The sequence below is a fragment of the Haloferax sp. Atlit-6N genome (assembly GCF_003383195.1).
Lineage (GTDB): Archaea > Halobacteriota > Halobacteria > Halobacteriales > Haloferacaceae > Haloferax > Haloferax gibbonsii.
This window is the reverse complement of record NZ_QEQJ01000001.1, coordinates 1,598,004-1,617,644: the sequence shown is the minus strand read 5'-3', so window position 1 is coordinate 1,617,644 and position 19,641 is coordinate 1,598,004. Positions and strand designations below refer to the sequence as shown.

15 protein-coding genes are annotated in these 19,641 nt (G+C 65.7%); 3 read left to right on the top strand and 12 right to left on the bottom strand.

What is annotated here, in order from left to right; genetic code table 11:
- Window positions 1–281: 281 nt before the first annotated feature.
- The 12 genes from DEQ92_RS08450 to DEQ92_RS08395 all read right to left on the bottom strand — a co-directional run bounded on the left by DEQ92_RS08450 (window position 282) and on the right by DEQ92_RS08395 (window position 13,462).
- Window positions 282–1,496, bottom strand: a complete 1,215-nt coding sequence (locus DEQ92_RS08450; RefSeq protein ID WP_004973992.1) for a cation:proton antiporter — start codon at window positions 1,494–1,496, stop codon at window positions 282–284.
- Window positions 1,496–1,981 carry a cation:proton antiporter regulatory subunit gene (locus tag DEQ92_RS08445; RefSeq protein WP_004973991.1) on the bottom strand — a complete coding sequence of 162 codons (486 nt, stop codon included), beginning with the start codon at window positions 1,979–1,981 and terminating at the stop codon, window positions 1,496–1,498. The genes DEQ92_RS08450 and DEQ92_RS08445 overlap by 1 nt, the downstream gene beginning before the upstream one ends.
- Window positions 1,982–2,054: 73 nt before the next feature.
- A complete protein-coding gene (locus DEQ92_RS08440) occupies window positions 2,055–2,657 on the bottom strand; it encodes a hypothetical protein (RefSeq protein WP_004973990.1) in 603 nt (200 codons plus the stop codon).
- A 6-nt stretch (window positions 2,658–2,663) separates the two neighbouring features.
- A complete protein-coding gene (gene glyS / locus DEQ92_RS08435) occupies window positions 2,664–4,448 on the bottom strand; it encodes a glycine--tRNA ligase (protein ID WP_004973989.1) in 1,785 nt (594 codons plus the stop codon).
- The gene (locus DEQ92_RS08430; RefSeq protein ID WP_004973988.1) at window positions 4,441–5,295 is read right to left on the bottom strand and encodes a CBS domain-containing protein; all 855 of its coding nucleotides are present in this window, start codon (window positions 5,293–5,295) and stop codon (window positions 4,441–4,443) included. The genes glyS and DEQ92_RS08430 overlap by 8 nt, the downstream gene beginning before the upstream one ends.
- A 123-nt stretch (window positions 5,296–5,418) precedes the next feature.
- Complete coding sequence (locus DEQ92_RS08425) at window positions 5,419–6,009, bottom strand: hypothetical protein (RefSeq protein WP_004973987.1); 591 nt, start codon at window positions 6,007–6,009, stop codon at window positions 5,419–5,421.
- Between the two features lie 59 nt (window positions 6,010–6,068).
- Window positions 6,069–6,506, bottom strand: coding sequence for a hypothetical protein (locus DEQ92_RS08420; protein WP_004973986.1), 438 nt, complete (start codon window positions 6,504–6,506; stop codon window positions 6,069–6,071).
- Window positions 6,507–6,508: 2 nt separating this feature from the next.
- A complete protein-coding gene (locus DEQ92_RS08415) occupies window positions 6,509–7,843 on the bottom strand; it encodes an ABC transporter ATP-binding protein (RefSeq protein WP_008091035.1) in 1,335 nt (444 codons plus the stop codon).
- Complete coding sequence (locus DEQ92_RS08410) at window positions 7,840–8,919, bottom strand: ABC transporter ATP-binding protein (protein ID WP_004973984.1); 1,080 nt, start codon at window positions 8,917–8,919, stop codon at window positions 7,840–7,842. Before DEQ92_RS08410 ends, DEQ92_RS08415 begins: the two co-directional genes overlap by 4 nt.
- A complete protein-coding gene (locus tag DEQ92_RS08405; RefSeq protein ID WP_049905027.1) occupies window positions 8,916–10,355 on the bottom strand; it encodes an ABC transporter permease in 1,440 nt (479 codons plus the stop codon). Before DEQ92_RS08405 ends, DEQ92_RS08410 begins: the two co-directional genes overlap by 4 nt.
- Before the next feature lie 6 nt (window positions 10,356–10,361).
- Window positions 10,362–11,411, bottom strand: coding sequence for an ABC transporter permease (locus DEQ92_RS08400; RefSeq protein ID WP_050458425.1), 1,050 nt, complete (start codon window positions 11,409–11,411; stop codon window positions 10,362–10,364).
- Between the two features lie 212 nt (window positions 11,412–11,623).
- On the bottom strand, window positions 11,624–13,462 hold the full coding sequence (locus DEQ92_RS08395) for an ABC transporter substrate-binding protein (protein WP_004973982.1): 1,839 nt from the start codon (window positions 13,460–13,462) through the stop codon (window positions 11,624–11,626).
- A 236-nt stretch (window positions 13,463–13,698) separates the two neighbouring features.
- On the opposite strand from DEQ92_RS08395, the gene DEQ92_RS23840 reads away from it, so the two are divergent.
- The 3 genes from DEQ92_RS23840 to DEQ92_RS08385 all read left to right on the top strand — a co-directional run bounded on the left by DEQ92_RS23840 (window position 13,699) and on the right by DEQ92_RS08385 (window position 19,469).
- Window positions 13,699–13,866 carry a hypothetical protein gene (locus DEQ92_RS23840; protein ID WP_004973981.1) on the top strand — a complete coding sequence of 56 codons (168 nt, stop codon included), beginning with the start codon at window positions 13,699–13,701 and terminating at the stop codon, window positions 13,864–13,866.
- 84 nt (window positions 13,867–13,950) lie between these two features.
- Entirely contained in the window at window positions 13,951–14,370 is a 420-nt protein-coding gene (locus tag DEQ92_RS08390; RefSeq protein ID WP_004973980.1) for a PPC domain-containing DNA-binding protein, read from the top strand.
- Between the two features lie 2 nt (window positions 14,371–14,372).
- The gene (locus DEQ92_RS08385) at window positions 14,373–19,469 is read left to right on the top strand and encodes a DNA polymerase II large subunit (RefSeq protein ID WP_115820652.1); all 5,097 of its coding nucleotides are present in this window, start codon (window positions 14,373–14,375) and stop codon (window positions 19,467–19,469) included.
- Window positions 19,470–19,641: the final 172 nt, after the last annotated feature.

Below are 19,641 nucleotides of genomic sequence, written 5' to 3'. Positions count from 1 at the left end.
GCGAGTCGCCATGGTTGCGAAACGCTACGACGTCTTCCCTATTAAACGCTTCCGGCGACGCAAACGTTTCCTCAGTCGAGCAACTCCCCGGCGAGTTCGACCAGTAGTTCGTTGTCGACGAGCGCGACCACGAGCGCGATAATCGCGAGCACGACGACTGCGATGATGAGCCACTCGATAAGGGTCATAGCACCCGCAACGTGACGACTCCTCGGATAAGTGTTCTGTGGCCGTTCGGATCGGTCGGCGTCGACGGGTCGAAAACGCCGCGCCGGGGCGAGTCAGGCGCTCTCGGTCGAGACATCTCCGTCCGCCGCGCCGCCGCGGAACACGAGTCGCTCCACGAGGTCCGACCGCTGCATCAGCACCGTTCCGAGCGCGCTCATGACGAAGACGTAGCCGACCGCGAACGCCGGGATGATTTCGCGCATCACCGGCGTCGTCCCCGCGGCGGCCAGCGCCGCGATGACGAGCGAGAACTCGCCGCGCGGCACCAACCCGACGCCGACCCGGAGCGACCGGTGCGCCGAGAGGTCGTACGCCCGACCGCCGAAATAGCCCGAGAGAATCTTCGACGGCGTCGACACGACGACCGCGATGGCGAGCGGGACGGCCGCCGCCGCCAACAGCGTCGGGTCGGTACCGAGGCCGATCCAGAAGAAGAACACCGCGGCGAACACGTCGCGGACCGAGACGAGCAGGTGTTCGAGTCGCTCCCGGTGGCCGCTCGTCGAAAAGCCCATCCCGACGAAGAACGCCGCGACGGCCTCGCTCACCCCGAGCGCGAGCGCCGCACCCGAGATGGGAACGACGACCGCGAGCGCCCGCAGGACGAACGCCTCCTCGTTCTCCACGTCGAGGACGCGGGCGAAAAGCGCCGTCCCGTACTGGACGGCCACGAACAGGAGGCCGAGGAAGCCGAAGGCGATGGCGAGCGAGCGACCGATGGCCGCGACGCCGCCGTCGCCGCCGAGCACGAGCGAGGTGACGACCGCGAGGTAGACCGCGATGGCGAGGTCCTCGAAGACGAGCGTGCCCAGAATCGGCTCCGACTCGGGGTCCGCGATCCATCCGAGGTCGATGAGCGTCTTCGTCACGATGGCCGACGACGAGATGTAGACGATGCCGCCGAGCAGCAGCGCCTCCACCGGCGACCACCCGAGGACGAGACCGATGGCGATGCCGATTGGCAGGTTCACCGCGAGGTCGATGACGCCCGCGCGGCCGATTTTCGCCCCCGACGACCGGAGTCGGTCGAGGCTGAACTCCAACCCGAGGAAAAACAGGAGGAGGACGATACCGAGCTCCGCCAGAATCGCCACCACCTCGTCGTTCGGGACGTACGGGAGGCCGAACCGCCCGGCGACGTACGGCCCGGCGACGACGCCGCCGACGACGTAGAGGGGAATCACCGACAGGCCGAGGCGGAGCGCGACCGCTCCGACGACCGCGAGGACGGCGAACAGGTAGCCGAATTCGAGCAGCGCCGCCGCCATCAGGTCCCTTTGACGAGCGCTGTGAAGTCGCGGCAGGCCGCCTTCGGACCGATGACGACCAGCGTGTCGCCGGCTTCGACCATCGCGTCGCCGCCGGGCGACGTGATGACCTCGTCGCCGCGCTCGATGGCGATGACGGACGCGCCGGTCGCCTGCCGGAGGTCGGACTCGCCGAGGGTCTTGCCCGCTACCTCGGAACCGGCACCGACTTCCACCCACTCGATGAGCGTGTCCCCGCCGAGAAGCGTCTCGATGTTCTCCGTCTGGACCGGCTGGAAGTACGCGCCTTCGAGGAGCGTCCCCACCTGCCGGGCGAGTTTGTCGGTGAGCTCGAACAGCTTCTCGGAGTCGCTGTCGGCGTTCGGACGCCGGAACACCTCCCGTTTGCCGGTGTTGTGCGTCACGATGACGAGTCGGGAGCCGTCGCCGAGTTCTACCTCGTGTTTCTTCCCGACGCCCGGAAGGTCGCTCTCGTAGACAGTCATGACTGTCCGGTTCGTCGCCGACCGAAATAAAATCGCATCACGGACCGACGCCCGAACGCCGACCGCGTTCCGCTCAGGCGAGCAGCCAGAGCGTCACCGCGATGGCGGTACAGGCGACCGGCGGAATCGAGAGGTTGTCGTCGATGACGTAGCCGGCGACGACCGGCTTCGCGCCGTCGGCCAGCGTCGCCCCGGCGGCTCCGACGGCCGCGGCGAGGCCGCCCGCGACGACTCCCGAGACGGGAATCACGAACGGCGCGGCGAGGACGAAACAGACCGCGAACATCGCCGCGAGCGTCCGCGCCGACTTCAGTTCGCCGACCGGGGCGGAGCCGAGGAGGCCGCTTATCGGGTCGCCGATGGTGAGCATGAGCATCCCCGGAATGGCGACGTGGGGGCCGAACACCAGCGCGACGGCGGTCTGGCTGTAGACGTACAGCGCGTAGCCGGCGACGTTGTCCTGCTCGTACTCGCGGGTGAGGTCGTCGTAGATGGCCCAGTCGAGGCCGCCGAACAGCCGGAGCAGTTCGAGGACGCTGACGACCGCCGCGAGGAAGACGAACAGATACCCGAGGGTACGCCACTCGACCAGCCCGAGGAGGTACAAAAGCGGCATCCCCGAGCCGCTCGCGTGGACCAGTCGCCGTTTCACCTCGGCGGTGTTCGGTCGCCCCACGGCGGGTTACGCCTCGACGACCTCGTTCTCGTCGAGCACGTCGTCGAACGAGGCGGTGCCGGCGCGCAGGCCGACGAGCGTTCCGACGAGGTCGTCGACGGGCAGTCGGACTTGCTTTCCGCTGTCGCGCTCGCGGATGGTGACGGTGTTCGCGCCGTCGCCTTCGAGCCCGTCGCGGTCGATGGTGATGCAGAACGGCGTGCCCACCTCGTCCTGTCGGCGGTAGCGCCGACCGATGCTCCCCGAGTCGTCGTAGACGACCGCGAAGCCGGCCGCGCGGAGTTCGGCGGCCACGTCGTCGGCGAGGTCGACCAGTTCGTCGACGTTGCTCACGAGCGGGAAGACGCCGACGTTCGTCGGCGCGACCGAGGGCGAAAGCGAGAGGTAGCTCCGCGCCTCGCCGTCGACCTCGTCGGTCTCGTACGCGTGCGCGAGGAGCGTGTACACCGTGCGGTCGATACCGAACGAGGGCTCGACCACGTGGGGCGTGATGTGCTCGCCCGCCTCGGTCTGCGTCTCGACCGAGAAGTTCGCCACGTCGGTGTCGACGGTGATGTCCTCGCCGTCGATGTCGAGGGTCACCTCGTCGGCGTCGAAGGCGTCGGGGTCGCGCTCGGCGAGCGTCTCCAGCGCCTCGGCCACGTCGGCGGCCTGCGCGCCGAACTCGGGGCCGAGCGTCGCCATGTCGGGGTCGACGACGGCGCGCTCGACCGTCTTCGGCTCGTCGTACTGCTGGAAGACGGTGAAGTCGTCGTCACCGTACTCGCCGTGCTTCGAGAGGTCGTAGTCGCTGCGGTACGAGAAGCCCGCGATTTCTATCCAGTCGCCGTCGACTTCGCTCTCGGCGTCCCAGCAGTCCGAGGAGTAGTGGGCGCGCTCGCCCGCGAGGTGCTGGCGGAAGCGGAAGCGGTCCATGTCGACGCCGACCGTCTCGTACCACTCCTGGGCGATGCCGAGGAAGTAGCCGAGCCACGCGTTGCCGATGACGCCGTCCTCGACGGCCTCGCCGATGGTCGTCTCGACGTAGTCGCCGTCGTCGGCCTCCTGCTCGGTCGCGGGGTACAGGAGCACCTCCACGTCCTCGACCGCGGAGAGGTCGGCCTCGTCGCGCTCGGGGTCGATGAAGTGCTCCAGTTCGGCCTGCGTGAACTCGCGGGTGCGGACGATGCTCTTCCGCGGCGAAATCTCGTTACGGTAGGCGCGGCCGACCTGCGTCACGCCGAACGGGAGGCTGTTGCGCGCGTACTCCTTGATGCGCGGGAACTCCACGAAGATGCCCTGCGCCGTCTCGGGGCGGAGGTAGCCCGGCGTCGAGGAGCCGGGGCCGATGTTCGTCTCGAACATGAGGTTGAAGTCCTCGACCGACTGGCCGGCGAGGTCCGCGCCGCAGGTCGGACAGACGAGGCCGAGGTCGGCGATTTTCTCCGCCGCCTCCTCGGGCGACAGCGTCTCCGCGTCCTCCAGTTCGGAGTTGTCCTCGATGAGGTGGTCCGCGCGGTGGGACTCGCCGCACTCGGCGCACTCGACGAGCATGTCGTCGAAGCCGTCGAGGTGGCCCGACGCCTCGAAGACGGGTTCGGGCATGATGGTCGGCGCTTCGATTTCGAGGTTACCCTCCTGGACGGCGAAGCGCTCGCGCCACGCCTCTTCGACGTTGGACTTCAGGGCCGCGCCCTGCGGGCCGTAGGTGTAGAACCCGCCGACGCCGCCGTAGGCCTCCGAGGAGCCGAAGAAGAAGCCTCGGCGCTTCGCGAGTTCGGTGAGCGCGGCGGACTCGTCGCCCTCACTCATACAGCGCCTCCAGCAGGTTGATGTCGCGGACGATGCCGATGAGTTCGTCGCCGGAGACGAGCGGAATCTGCTCGATGTCCTCGCGAATCATCGTCTGGGCGGCGTCCTTGGCGGTGGCGCGCGTCGGGACGCTCACGAGGTCGTCGGTCATGAACTTCGAGACCGGCTCGGCCGGAATCTCGACGTTCCGGGTCGGGATGTAACGGTTGCCGACCGCCTTGATTCCCTCCCACATCCACTCGTCGTCTTGGTTGGCGACCGAGTCGCCGGTGCCGGCCTCGCCTTCGACGACGCGGGCGACCTCGATGATGTCGACTTCGGTCACGATGCCGGCCAGCGAGGCCTCGTCGTCGAGGACGACCGCGTAGGGAACGTTCGCGTAGAATATCTCGCGCTCGACGATGTGCAGGGGGACGTCGACGTACGTCGTGTTCACGTCGCGGGCGGCGAGGTCGCCGACCTCGGTCTCGCCGTCGATGTCGCCGCGGGCGATGGCCCGGACCACGTCGGTGACGGTGAGGATGCCCTCGATGGCGTCGCCGTCGACGACGGGGATTCGGCGCGCGCCCTCCGAGACCATCGTCGCGGCCGCCGCTTCGAGGTCGTCGTCGGCGCTCGCGGTCGGCACCTCGCGGACGAGCACCGCCAGCTGGTCCTCGTCGGGGTGTTCGATGAGGTCCTCCCGAGAGATGAGCCCTCGGTACTTCGTCCCCTCGTCGGTCTCTTTCACCACAGGAACAGAAGAGAACCCACGCTCTTGGAGGTATTCCAGAACGTCGTCGCGGGTGCCCGGCAGGGACACCGTCACGACCTCCTCACCGCGGGTCATCGCGTCGGCTACTTTCATACACCCGCTTTCTTCCCCCCGCCTAATGTACTCTGCGAACGCTTTCGGTTCGTTGACAGGCGTCCGCCGCCGCTCGCGGGAGCGTCGCGAGTCCTCCGAAAACGAAAGCGGGACGCCCCCGACTCAGTTGTCGTCGCTGGCGTCGCCTTCGGCCTCGTCGTCGCCGCTGTTCGGCGCGTATCGCCGAATCGCGTCGAGGTTGGGGAAGAACTTCTCGGGGTCGTCGTGCTCGACGACGCCGACGACGGTGCCGTCGAGCTTCTGCAGGTAGGTGTACATCCGCCCTTCCTCGACGGCGACGGTCGCACACTCGAGCGCCTCGCGGAGGTCCCACGCGCCCGCGAGGAAGATAGCGGTCTCGGCGTCCGGCGAGAACAGCGCCGTCACCATGTAGACGCGGCCGTCGTTCTCCGCGCGGTACACCTCGTACTCGGGGAACGATGTCGCTTCGAACAGGTCGGCGACCGTCTCGGCCTTGTCGCCGGGAATGACGTACGCGAGGCCGAACGCCCCCTCGTCGCCCTTGCCGCTGGAGGGACCGAACGGACCGCTGTCGCCCGCCGGGATGCGGACCGTCTCCCACCCGTCGGCTTCGAACTCGTCGGCCATCGCTGTCATGTCGTCGAGCGTCGCGCCCCACGCCTCGCGGCGGCGGTCCGCCTCGCTGGCGATTCGTTCGACATCGGGCGTCTCGTCGTCTCCGAGTTCGGCCATACCCGTTCTGGACGACGTATATGGTAAAAGGCATCGAAGGCCACGGGGGTCCGAGGCGGTCAGTAGTTGATGCCGAAGACGACCTCCATCGCGTACGAGGCCGCGAGGATACAGACCGACGCGAGGAGGAGTTTCACCCCGCTCGACGGCCGCTCGTCGCTGTTCGCGGGTCGCAGTCGCGGCGGCAGTACCGCGTCGAGCGCGTTCCCGACGAGTTTCTCGACGCCGACGGGCTCGTCGCTCCCCGAGAACAGGCCGCCGTCGGTGCCACCGTTTTCGTCGCCGCCCTTCCAGGCCGCCTTCGGGCGGACCTTCAGCGACGCGTAGCCGAACATGGCGAACCCGAGAAAGAACATGAGCCACTTCGCGCCGGGCAGTCCGTTGCCGGCGAGCGTGCTCACGAGGGCGGTCACGACGAACACCACGCCGGTGAGGGAGACGGCGTAGACCACGGCGTCGATGGTCTTGACGCCGAAGCGGCGTGGGTCGAACTCCATGGCTATTGAACGAGCGTCTCGAAGACGGCCGCCGGCTCTTCGTACTCGGGTTCGTGACGGTGACAGAGGCTCAAGCGCCCCCGGTTGCCGACCGTGAGCTGGTCGGGTCGCTCGTGGTCACAGACGCTCCCGAACTCCTCGTGGAGGTAGGTCTGTGCGGCGTCCTCGTCGTCGTTTTCGGCGTAATCGGCGGCCTCGCGGATGTGGGTCATCACGCTCGAGGGCACGTCCAGTTCGCCGAACAGTTCGGGGATGATTTCGTCCATCCCGGCGCGGTGGCTCTCGCGGCCGAGCAGTTTCCGGACGCGGTCGCTCAACGAGGGGTCGGCGCGCGAGCGCTCCCGCAGCACCTCGCGGAAGACCTCGATGCGCTCCCAGAGCTCTGGGTCCATGTCTCTGTACGCCTCCGGGCGAATCTTCACCGGACAGCGCGTCGAGAACGGACAGCCCGCCGGCGGGTCCCGCGGGCTCGGCGGCGTTCCGCGGAGGGTGATTCGGTCGCGCTCGATAGTCGGGTCCGGCTCCGGAATCGACGACAACAGCGCGTGCGTGTACGGGTTCGCCGGTTGGTCGAACATCTCGTCCGCCGGTCCGATTTCCATCATGTTGCCGAGGTACATCACGGCGACGCGGTCGCAGATGTGGCGGACGACCGCGAGGTCGTGGGCGATAAACAGGTACGTCAGCCCGAACTCGTTTTGCAGGTCTTCGAGCAGGTTCAGAATCTTCGCCTGCACGGACACGTCGAGCGCCGACACCGGCTCGTCGAGGATGATGAACTCCGGTTCGAGCGCGAGCGCGCGGGCGATGCCGATGCGCTGGCGCTGGCCGCCGGAGAACTGGTGCGGGTAGCGGTAGTAGTGCTGTTCCTGCAGGCCGACGGTTTCGAGCAGTTCGCGGACGCGCTCGCGGCGCTCCGACGGCGTCTTCCAGTCGTGGACGTCGAGCGGCTCGCGGACGATTTCGCCCACGGTCATCCGCTCGTTGAGGCTCGAATCGGGGTCCTGGAACACCATCTGTACGTCCTTGCGGAACTGCTTGAGGTCCGAGCCGGACAGCGTGGTGATATCCGTGCCGTTGAGTTTGACCTCGCCCGCGGTGGCCTCTTCGAGGCGCATCAGCGTGCGACCGAGCGTGGACTTCCCGCAGCCGGACTCACCGACGAGTCCGAGCGTCTCGCCGCGCTGGATGTCGAACGAGACGCCGTCAACCGCTTTCACGGGGTTGCTGCCGAGGAAGCCGCCGTCCTCGTAGTAGGTCTTGAGGTCGTTGACCTCGAGGATGGTGTCTCCGCGCGCCTCGGTGCTCCGCTCTTCTTCGGTGGATGTCGTACTCATCGCGTGTCACCTCCGCGCTGTCCGCCCTCGCGGTGGACGGCGACCGCCTCCTCGGACGGGAGGTCCTCGGGGTACAGCAGACACGACGCTCGGTGGTCGTCCGCGCTGTCGCCCACGTCGACGGGGACCGGATGTACCGTGTCGCACTCGGCGAACGCCTTCGGACACCGGGGGGCGAACCGACAGTACGTCGGGTCCTCGTTGGGTGTCGGCACGTCGCCCTCGATGGTCGCGAGGCGCTCGTCCTCGTCGAGCCCCTGTCCGGGGATGGAGTTGAGAAGCCCCTGCGTGTAGGGGTGTTTCGGCGACTCGAACAGTTCGACGACGGGTGCGCTCTCGACGATTTCGCCCGCGTACATCACGTTGACGCGGTCGGCGATTTCGGCGATGACGCCCATGTCGTGGGTGATGAACATGATGCCGAGGTCGCGTTCCTCCTGAAGCTCTTCGAGGAGTTCCAGAATCTGCGCCTGGATGGTCACGTCGAGCGCCGTCGTCGGCTCGTCGCAGATGAGCAGTTCGGGGTCGCACGCGAGCGCCATCGCGATGACGGCGCGCTGGCGCATCCCGCCGGAGAACTGGTGGGGGTACTCGCGGACGCGGCGGTGCGCGTCCGGAATCCCGACCGCTTCGAGCAGTTCGATGGCCTCTTTCGTCGCCTTCGACCCGCTCAGTCCGCGGTGGAGTCGAAGCGCCTCCTTGATCTGGTTGCCGACGGTGTAGACGGGGTTCAGGCTCGTCAGCGGGTCCTGGAACACCATCGCGATGCTGCCGCCGCGGATGGAGCGCATCTGCTTCGGCGACTTGTCGAGGAGGTCCTCGCCGTCGTACATGATGCGGCCGTTCTCGATGCGGCCGGGCTTTTCCACCAGCCGCATGATAGAGCGGGCCGTGACCGACTTGCCCGAACCGGACTCGCCGACGATACCCACGGTCTCGCCGCGGAAGATGTCGAACGAGATGCCGTCGACCGCGCGAATGACCTCCTTGTCGGTGTAGAACGACGTTCGGAGGTTCTCGATGGAGAGCAGGGGCTCGCCCTCGGTGCGGGCCGAACTCGCCTGTTCGGTGCTCATGCGCCACCTCCCGTGGCCGCGGCCTCGTCACCGGTGTCCGCCTGCGGGTCGATGGCGTCGCGGATGCCGTCGCCGAAGGCGTTCAGGCCGGTCACGACGAGCGTGATGAGGAGGCCGGGAACCAGCGAGATGTGCCACGAGGGACTCGCGACGTACTGCTGTCCGTTCGCGATGAGCCGGCCCCACTCGGGGGTCGGCGCGGTGATGCCGAGCCCGAGGTACGAGAGCCCGGCGACGCTGATGATGATACCACCGAGACTGAGCGAGGCGTAGATGAGCATGTAGCTGAACACGTAGGGGGCCATGTGCTTGCGCATGACCTGCGTCGGCGTCTGGCCGAACGATTTCGCGGCGTCGATCCAGTCCTGCTCGGAGACCTGGAGCGCTGGCCCACGTATCGACCGCCAGATGAACGGCCAGTAGACGATACTGAAGATGAGGATGATGAGCACCGCGCCGTCGTACAACTCCCTCACCCAGGTGTTCTGGAAGATGACGAGCATCAAGATGAGGACCATGATGACCGGCAACGCCTGTATCGAGTCGGAGACTAACACCGTTGCCAAGTCTGCCAGTCCCTTGTAGTACGCCGTTATCATGGCCAAGGCGAGTCCGATGAGGCCGGCGATGCCCATGGCGACGACGGCGATGGTCAGGGATATCCTGGCCCCGAACACCACCTGTGTGAACAAGTCCTTCCCGTTTGTCGCCGTGCCGAACGGGTGGAATCTGCCGAAGTCGTCGTACGTCAGCGGCGCGACGTTCTCGTCACCCGCTCCCTGCGACCCGGAGCCGAGATTGGCCTCGCCGACGAGGACGGTCTCGACGCTCTGGGTGTCTTCGCTCCAGTAGCTGACCTCGTAGTCGTACGGCTGGAGGATGTTCTGTTCCATCGTGGTCGGCCCGAGCGTGGGCGCGAATACCGCCATGACCACAAACGTGATGACGATAATGAGCCCGAACTTGCCCCAGGAGTGGCCCCGGAAGCGGTTGACCACGTCGTCCCGCGGCGTCCAGTCGACGCGGCGGTAGTGGCGGCGGAACCGCTTGTAGCCGTTCCACGCCCACGCCAGCACCGCGAAGGCGTACGCGTAGACGACCGCGACGCGGATGGCCCACGCGACCGCGGGCGAGAGCCCGAGGAACGTGTTCTCGTAGCCGGTCCCGTTCCAGTAGCCCTGGTTCGGAATCACGTCGCGGGAGATGAGCGTCGGAATCGCGTCGAACGCCGCCTGCAGCGACTGGACGGCCGACGCGCCGGGGTCACCGGGGATGAGGTTGACGACCACGCCGGCGATGGCACCGACGACTTGGAGGATAGCGCCCAGCTCGACGCCGATGAGGACGGCACCGACGGCGGCCCAAATCAGCGCGGGCTGGGGGTTCTCAGCGACTCGTTGTCGGAGCGGAATTTCGGTTTCGGTTGTCGTGCTCACTGTGATTCACCCGTCGTACCCGACGCGCGGGTCGATAATCGTGTACAGGAAGTCCTGTAGGATGTTCGTGCCGACCAGGATGAGGATGAAGATGAACATCAGCGTCCCGATGAGCGGCAGGTCCCCGTTGATGGCTGCGTTGAAGAACAGCCAGCCGAGGCCGTTGATGGCGAAGACTGTCTCGACGAACACGGACCCGCCGAGAAGCAGGAACGCCTCGCCCGTGATGATGGGCACGAGCGGGATGAGCGCGTTCCGGAAGATGTGCTTCCAGACGAGCGAGCGCCCGGAGACGCCCTTCGCACGGGCGGTCTCGACGTAGTTCGAGTTGATGGTCTCGAGGACGGCGGTGCGGCCGATGCGCATCTCGTTACCCATCGACGCCGACCCGAGGACCAGCGCGGCCGGGGCGATTTGCTTCGTCGCCCGGATGAACGACTCGGTCCACCCGCCGGGGTCTTCGAGGAACTGTTCGACCGGCGATTGGAAGAAGCCGAGCGCCGGCGGCGTCACGACGTTCGTCCTGACGATCCACGTCTGCCACGTGAACAGGCCATTGGTCCACGTCCCGAGCTGCGAGAGGGCCGTGACAAGCATGATGGCCAGCCAGAAGTTCGGCATCGCGCGCCAGACGATTCCGCCGAAGGAGGCGACGTAGTCGGAGGGCGTGTTCGGGTTCAGTCCGGCGTAGAAGCCGAGCGGAATCCCGACGAACAGCGCGATGACGACCGACCAGAAGCCGAGCCAAATCGTCCGGGGCGCGTAGATTTCGATGAGTTCGTACGCGGTCGTCCCGGGTGCGATGACCCACGACTGGCCGAGTTGGAAGGTGAACAGTCGATACATGAAGTCGAGGTACTGACTCCAGAGCGGCTGGTTCAACCCGAGGTTCGTCCGAATCTGTTCTGCCGCCTGTGGGTTGTATTGCGTCCCCAGAATCGCCGAAACGGGGTCGAGTGGCCCCAGGCGGATGAGGGCAAACGTAATCGTCGTCCCGAAGATGACGACAGGAATCGACATCAGTACCCTGCGGAGGAAGTACTGCCATCGACTCATGGCATCACCTCGCAGACCGTTCGAGCGGACATTATTGTACTGGTTTAATGAGTGGTATGGATATGTCTTGCGCTTCGAAGCCCTAATGTCGTAGTTTCAGCAACTCTACTGCAGGATTATAGTATATAGTGGTAACTAACTGTACGCTTGTCAAAAATAACCGGGAGTTTCAACTGAGACGGGACGCGAAGATGCGCCCGCGCTACCCAGTCTTACCGGTTGAGCGTGACGTTGTTGAGCTTCTGGCGGCTCGGACCCATCCCACCGAACGGTTCGATGTTGACGGTGTCGTACCAGAACGTCTCGTCCTTGCGGTTGTAGATGGGCAGCATCGCGACGTCTTCCCAGTTGGCCGTCTCGATGTCGACGTAGGCCTCGTCGCGGATCTGCTGGGCCTCGTCGGTCGGGGCCGGGTTGTTGACGACCTGCTGGTAGGCGTCGGTCGCCTGCTGGTAGGCGTCGCCGTTTTCGGCCGTCCAGTTGACGTACGAGATGGGGCCCTGCTTGGACGTGTCAGTCTGCGGCGGGTTCAGGAGCTGCAGGAAGTTGTCCGGGGCCGGCCAGTCGGCGATCCAGCCGAGGGTGTACGCCTCGAGCTGACCGTTGCGGCCGCGCTCGAGGAGCGTCGAGAAGTCGGCCTTCTGAATCTGCATGTTGATGTGGGCGGACGCGAGCTGGTCGCGGAGGATGCTCGCCATCTCCTCCCACGTGTTGGAGTTGTACTGGGTCCACTGGACCTCGAACTGGTTGTCCTCACCGTAGCCGGCTTCCTCCATGACTTCGCGGGCGGCCTGGATGTCCGTCTCGTCCGCGTTGTAGGGGTACTCCGAGTCGATGAGGTCGTTTGCGGCCTGCGCGCCACCGGGGAAGATAGTCGGCGGCGTGAAGAGCTGTGCGGGGGAACCGCGGCCCTTGAAGACCTCCGAGACCATCTGGCCCTGGTTCAGGACGTAGGCGAACGCCTGACGGACCGGCTTCGGGACCTTCTCCATGTTGAAGCCGACGTAGAAGATCGACAGCGTCGGGACGCCGACGTAGTTGAGCGTCTTCCCGTTGCGGACGGGACCGTACTTACCGATTTCACGACCGTACTCGTCGGTCGACTCCACCTGAACGAGTCCGGGGTCGTACTGCGCGGTGGGCAGTCCGAAGTAGTCCGCGTTCTCGTTCATCGCGTAGTTGTAGCGGGCCGTGTCGTCCTCGATGACCTGCCAGCGGACGTTGTCGACCTGCGCGACCTGTCCGTAGTAGTCGTCGTACTTGGAGACGGCCGCGGCGGTACCCTGCTCCCAGAAGGCGAACTCGAACGGACCCGCACCGATGGGGTTGTTCGAGGCGAACTCGGTGTACTCCATCTCGCCGTCGTAGCCCTCGATGTCGCCGAGGACGCCCTCGGGGAGGGCGGCGAACGAGGTGTAGGCGAACATCTCGAGGGTGTCGTGGAACGGCTCGGAGAGGTTGACGACGAGTTCGGTCTCCGTCTCGCCGACTTCGACGCCGAGCGAACCGGGCACGTAGTTGCCCTCGTCGTCCGTCTCGTGTTCCACGCCGATGGAATCGAGGATGAAGTAGGCGCGGCGGCTGTTCGAGGAGGCCGCGAGGCGCTCCCACGCGTAGATGAAGTCGGACGCGGTGACCGTCTCACCGTTGTGGTAAGTCGCGTCGGCGAGCTGGAACGTGTAGGTCGTGAAGTCGTCCGAGACCGTGTAGTCCGCGGCGAGCTCGTTTTCGACCGTCGGCAGGGCGTTCGGGTACGACATCAAGCAGTCGAAGACCTGCTGGATGAGGATGCCCGACGACGTGTCGGTCGCGGCGACGGGGTCCATCGTCGTGATGGTGCCCGAGAGGATGCGGTTGAACACCGAGCCGGACAGCTCCGTGCCCGTGTCCTCTTCGGTCGTCGTCGCGGTGGTGGTCTCGTCGCCACCGGATTCGGTCGTCGTCGTCTCGTCACCGTCACCGCCGGTACAACCGGCGAGAGCGGCGGCCGTAGCGGCCCCACCCGTTGCCTTCAGGAAGCGGCGACGCGAGAGTTTGTTAGTGTCTGGCATTCGAACCAATCTTTCCGGTCCGCGTGGATAAACTTACCGTATTCGATTTGTTTGATATAGTGTAGCGTGGAAGGGATGTAGTACCATACATAACCGGCGAAAACTGCCACGAGAATCCCTACAGAACTCGTTTTACATTTTAAACCCTTTTTCGAGACGACAGAATCGGGTAACGGGGGCTCCCCTCGGCCCGCCATTTCGGTCCACTTATATAGGGGTGTCACTATGTATCATACATGACGCCGGATGCGACGGCTTCCGTCGACGACTCGGGCGCCGAGGTCATGGCCTCGGTGGATCGCTCTCAGACGGGCCAGCGTCTTATTATCGCGGACATCTCCCGCGATGACGCGTGGCTCGCTGCTGACGTAGCCGACGCGCTCGCACTCGACGAGTGGCGATAATCGCTCCGGCCCCGTAAGCCCGCCGCCGGACGCCCGGCGGCCAGACCATTCACATTTTAGTCCGACTCGCTCGTGGTACGCTGCATGAACGCTCGAGCGGTGACGGTGAGCGAGGAGTACCTCGCCCGCCTCGAACACGGTGCGGACTGGCGCGAGGAGATCGAGGAGTTCTGCGCGCGCAAGGACATCGAGTCCGCGTGGTTCAACGCCATGGGTGCCGTTCAGGACGCCGAACTCTGGTTCTACGACCAGACGGACCAGGAGTACCAGTCCGTGACGTTCGACGAGCCGCTCGAAGTCGCCGCCTGCGTGGGTAACGTCGCGCTCCTCGACGGCGAGCCCTTCGCACACACGCACGCGATTCTCTCCCGACGCAGCGGGCAGTCGCTCGCCGGCCACCTCGACTCGGCGACCGTCTTCGCCGGCGAAGTGAACCTCCGCGCCTTCGAGGAACCGCTCGAACGCGACCACGACGCGGTGACCGACCTCGACCTCTGGTTGTAACCGTGCGCGAGGAGGACTCCCGGTACTTCCGTCGCATCGAATCCCGCCTCGACGAGGCGTTCGACCTCGCGGAGGCCGCGAAGGCGACGGGGTACGACCCGAAGACCGAAGTCGAGATTCCGGTCGCCAAGGACATGGCCGACCGCGTGGAGAACATCCTCGGTATCGACGGCGTCGCAGAGCGCGTCCGCGAACTCGAAGGCGAGATGTCCCGCGAGGAAGCCGCGCTCGAACTCGTGACCGACTTCGTCGACGGCAACGTCGGCGACTACGACTCCCGTGAAGGCAAAGTCGAGGGCGCGGTCCGCACCGCCGTCGCCCTCCTCACCGAGGGGGTCGTCGCCGCCCCCATCGAGGGCATCGACCGCGTCGAAATCCTCGAAAACGACGACGGCACGGAGTTCGTCAACGTCTACTACGCCGGCCCGATTCGCTCGGCGGGCGGAACCGCGCAGGCCCTCTCCGTGCTCGTCGCCGACTACGCCCGGTCGCTTCTCGACATCGACGAGTACAAGGCTCGAACCGACGAGGTCGAGCGCTACGTCGAGGAGATAAACCTCTACGACAAGGAGACCGGTCTCCAGTACTCGCCGAAGGACAAGGAGTCGCGCTTCATCGCTCAGAACATGCCCATCATGCTCGACGGCGAGGCCACCGGCGACGAGGAGGTCTCGGGCTATCGCGACCTCGAACGCGTCGACACCAACTCCGCCCGCGGCGGGATGTGTCTCGTCGCGGCCGAGGGCATCGCGCTCAAGGCCCCGAAGATTCAGCGCTACACCCGCCAACTCGACGAGGTCGACTGGCCGTGGCTTCAGGACCTCATCGACGGTACCATCGGAAAGGACGACGAAGACGCCGCAAAGGCAGACGACGCCGGAGAGGACAGCGACGAGACCGACGACGCGGACGCCGGCGCGGACGCTGACGCCGAGGACGCCGAGAGCGGCGCCCCCGACGGACCGACCCGCGTCGAACCCGCGACCAAGTTCCTCCGCGACCTCATCGCGGGCCGCCCGGTGTTCGGCCACCCCTCCGCGCCCGGCGGCTTCCGCCTCCGGTACGGTCGCGCCCGCAACCACGGCTTCGCGACCGCGGGCGTCCACCCCGCGACGATGCACATCGTGGACGACTTCATCGCCACCGGCACCCAAATCAAGACCGAGCGCCCCGGCAAGGCCGGCGGCGTCGTCCCCGTCGACTCCATCGAGGGGCCGACGGTCAGGCTCGCCAACGGCGACGTGCGCCGCATCGACGACCCCGAGGAGGCGGAGGAACTCCAGAACGGCGTCGAGAAGATTCTCGACCTCGGCGAGTACCTCGTCAACTTCGGCGAGTTCGTCGAGAACAACCACCCGCTCGCGCCCGCCTCGTACGTCTTCGAGTGGTGGATTCAGGACTTCGAGACGACCGAGGCCAACGTGCAGGCGCTCCGCGACGACCCCGCCGTCGACCTCGAAGAGCCGTCGGTCGAACAGGCCCTCTCGTGGGCGACCGAGTTCGACGCCCCGCTGCACCCGACGTACACCTACCTCTGGCACGATATCTCCGTCGAGCGGTTCGACGCGCTCGCCGACGCCGTCGCGGCCGGCGATGTCGTCGCCGCCGAAGCCGACGGCGGCACGGCCGGCGCGCTCGAACACGAGAACGAACCCGAGCGCGGGCTTGAGGGCACGCTCGTCCTCGACAACACGCCCGATATTCGGGAGGCGCTCGAACACCTGCTCGTCGCCCACCGCCAGACCGACGAGACGCTTCGGGTCCCCGTGTGGCGACCGCTCGCCCGGAGCCTCGGCCTCACCGACGACCGCGAGCGGACGTGGGAACTCGATGACCTCTCCGAGCGCGCCCGCGAGTGGGACGGCGGCGACAACGCCGTCGAGGCCGTCAACGAGGTCGCGCCGTTCACCCTCCGAGAGCGCGCGCCCACCCGCATCGGCAACCGGATGGGGCGCCCGGAGAAGTCCGAGCGCCGCGACCTCTCGCCGGCCGTCCACACGCTGTTTCCCATCGGCGAGGCCGGTGGGAGCCAACGCGACGTGGGCGACGCCGCCAGACACCGCGGCGAGTCCGGCGGGCGCGGGCAGATTTCGGTCCGACTCGGCCGGCGCAAGTGCCCCGACTGCGGCGCGTTCGGCTTCAAGTCGAAGTGTCCCGACTGCGGCGGCCACACCGAACCCCACTACGAGTGCGACGACTGCGGGTCCGTCATCGAACCCGACGAGTCGGGACGCGTCTACTGCGAGCGCTGCGAGTGGGACGTCGAGAGCGCCGAGTGGCAGGACATCGACCTCAACACCGAGTACCGAAACGCCCTCGAACGCGTCGGCGAGCGCGAGTCGTCGTTCCAGATTCTCAAGGGTGTGAAGGGGCTCACCTCGGCGAACAAGACGCCCGAACCCATCGAGAAGGGGGTCCTGCGCGCGAAACACGACGTGTCGTCGTTCAAAGACGGGACCGTCCGCTACGACATGACCGACCTGCCCGTCACCGCGGTCCGTCCCGAGGAACTCGACGTGACGGCCGACCACTTCCGCGAACTCGGCTACGAGACCGACATCGACGGCGAACCCCTCCGGTTCGACGACCAACTGGTCGAACTCAAAGTTCAGGACATCGTCCTCTCGAACGGCGCGGCGCAGCACATGATGCAGACCGCCGACTTCGTCGACGACCTCCTCGAACAGTTCTACGGCCTCGACCGGTTCTACGAAATCGAAGAGCGCGACGACCTCATCGGCGAACTCGTCTTCGGGATGGCTCCCCACACCTCCGCCGCGGTCGTCGGCAGAGTTGTCGGATTCACGACAGCAGCGGTCGGATATGCTCATCCGTACTTTCACGCCGCGAAACGCCGGAATTGTTTCCATCCGGAGACGAAGGTCTGGTACCGAGACGAGACCGACCGGTGGCGATACGACGAGGTTCGAACGCTTGTCGAGGAACGGCTCGATGACCCGGATACCGACGACTTCGGGACCCTCGTTCAGGAACTGGACGGGGACGTGTACGTCCCGTCGTTGGCCAGAGACGGACGAGAGACGATGAAACCGGTCGAAGCCGTCTCTAAGCACGTCGCACAGGACCACCTCGTACGAATCGAGACCCGCGGTGGGAGAGAGCTAACGGTCACTCCAGACCACACGGTGATTCGAGCCGGCGACGGCGGATTCACGCGGATTCCCGCGCACGAACTCGACGAAGGCGACGCGCTTCCGTCGCCCAAGTGCGTCGACATCGACGCGGACCCGGCTCAGTTCGACTTGCTCGCGGAGTTCCTGAACGGCGGGACGATACCGGCCGAAGACCTGATGATTCGGGGACTCGGTGCGGACCGAATCCGGTCGCTCTTCGACGAGCATACCGAAGCGAGCGGCTATCTGAAACCGGTCGCCGAGCGACTCGGACGGAGCGATTCGACGGTTTACAACTGGGTCTCTCGCGATAGCGTTCCGGCCTCGGTATTCGTGGAGGTTCTCGGAGACGTCGAAACGGTCGTCGACGTGCTTCCGCGTGAGCTATCTCTTGGTGTTCGCCGCGATACCGCGACCGTTTCGAGAGTGCTCGATATCGACGAGGCGTTCGGAACTGTACTGGGATACTACGCCGCGGACGGCTTCACGAGAGCGTCGCCCGGAAACTTCTACCAGACGACGATCTGTATCCCGGACGAACTCGCCCGCGAACACATCCTCGACACGGTTAGCGAAGCGCTCGGTGTCGACGCGTTCGAGGAGAACGAATGGAAAGTCACGATTTCGAGTCGGCTCGTTCAGTCGCTGTTTGCGGACGTCATCGGATGCGGGTCGCGTGCCGAGGTCAAACGCGTCCCGGACTCGATACTCACCGGCCCCAAGCCGGTTCTTCGGTCCTTCCTGTCGGCGTACTTCTCCGGAGACGGAAGCGCGTCTTCGGACCGTGTGGAGATCCGCGCGCACACCGTGAGCGACGACCTCAAACGCGACCTCGTTGCCGCCCTCAAACGATTCGGCATCGCCGCGAAGACCTACTCTGAGCGCCGAACACCACAGACCGGTGCGGTGGCGGAGTTCTACGATGGAGACGAGGTCCCGACGTTCGACTCGTGGGTCCTCAAAGTCACGTCGGAGAACGCGGTTCGATTCGCCGAGGAAGTTGGCTTCCACCTCCCCCGAAAGAGCGAGGCGCTGGCGAGCGCTCTTGGTGACACGGACATCCGAAGTCAGCGTCTCTTCTCGGACGGCGGGGATACGTGGCTTGACGAAGTCGTCTCAGTCGAATATCTCGAAAGCGATATCGACCACACCTACTCGTTGACCGTCGAAGATACCAACTCGCTGGTCGCCAACGACCTCCACGTCGCGCAGTGCGACGGTGACGAGGACTGCGTCATGCTTCTCATGGACGGTCTTCTCAACTTCTCGAAAGAATATCTCCCTGACAAGCGCGGCGGGCAGATGGACGCGCCGCTCGTCATGTCCTCGCGCATCGACCCCTCGGAAATCGACGACGAGGCGCACAACATGGACATCGTGCGGCAGTACCCCCGCGAGTTCTACGAGGCGACCCTGCGGATGGAAGACCCCGACGACTGGGAGGACGACGTCACCATCGCCGAGGAGTTCCTCGGAACCGACCGCGAGTACACCGGGTTCGACCACACCCACGACACGACGAACATCGCCGCCGGCCCCGACCTCTCGGCGTACAAGACGCTCGGGTCGATGATGGACAAGATGGACGCCCAACTGTTCCTCGCGCGGAAGCTTCGGGCGGTCGACGAGACGGACGTGGCAGAGCGCGTCATCGAGTACCACTTCCTGCCGGACCTCATCGGGAACCTCCGCGCCTTCTCGCGACAGGAGACGCGGTGTCTCGACTGCGGCGAGAAGTACCGGCGGATGCCCCTTTCGGGCGACTGCCGGGAGTGCGGCGGCCGGGTGAACCTCACGGTCCACCAGGGCTCCGTGAACAAGTACATGGACACCGCGATTCAGGTGGCCGAGGAGTTCGACTGCCGCGACTACACGAAACAGCGACTCGAAGTGCTCGAAAAGAGCCTCGAATCAGTCTTCGAGAACGACAAGAACAAGCAGTCGGGTATCGCGGACTTCATGTAGTCTAGAGTCGTTTTTCCTCCAGGTTTTGCGAGTCGAGCGGAGTGAGACTCGGAAAAAGTGGAGAACGAGCAGTCGGGTATCGCGGACTTCATGTAGTCTAGATGTTTTTCCTCCAGGTTTTGCGAGTCGAGCGGAGTGAGACTCGGAAAAAGTGGAGAACGAGCAGTCGGGT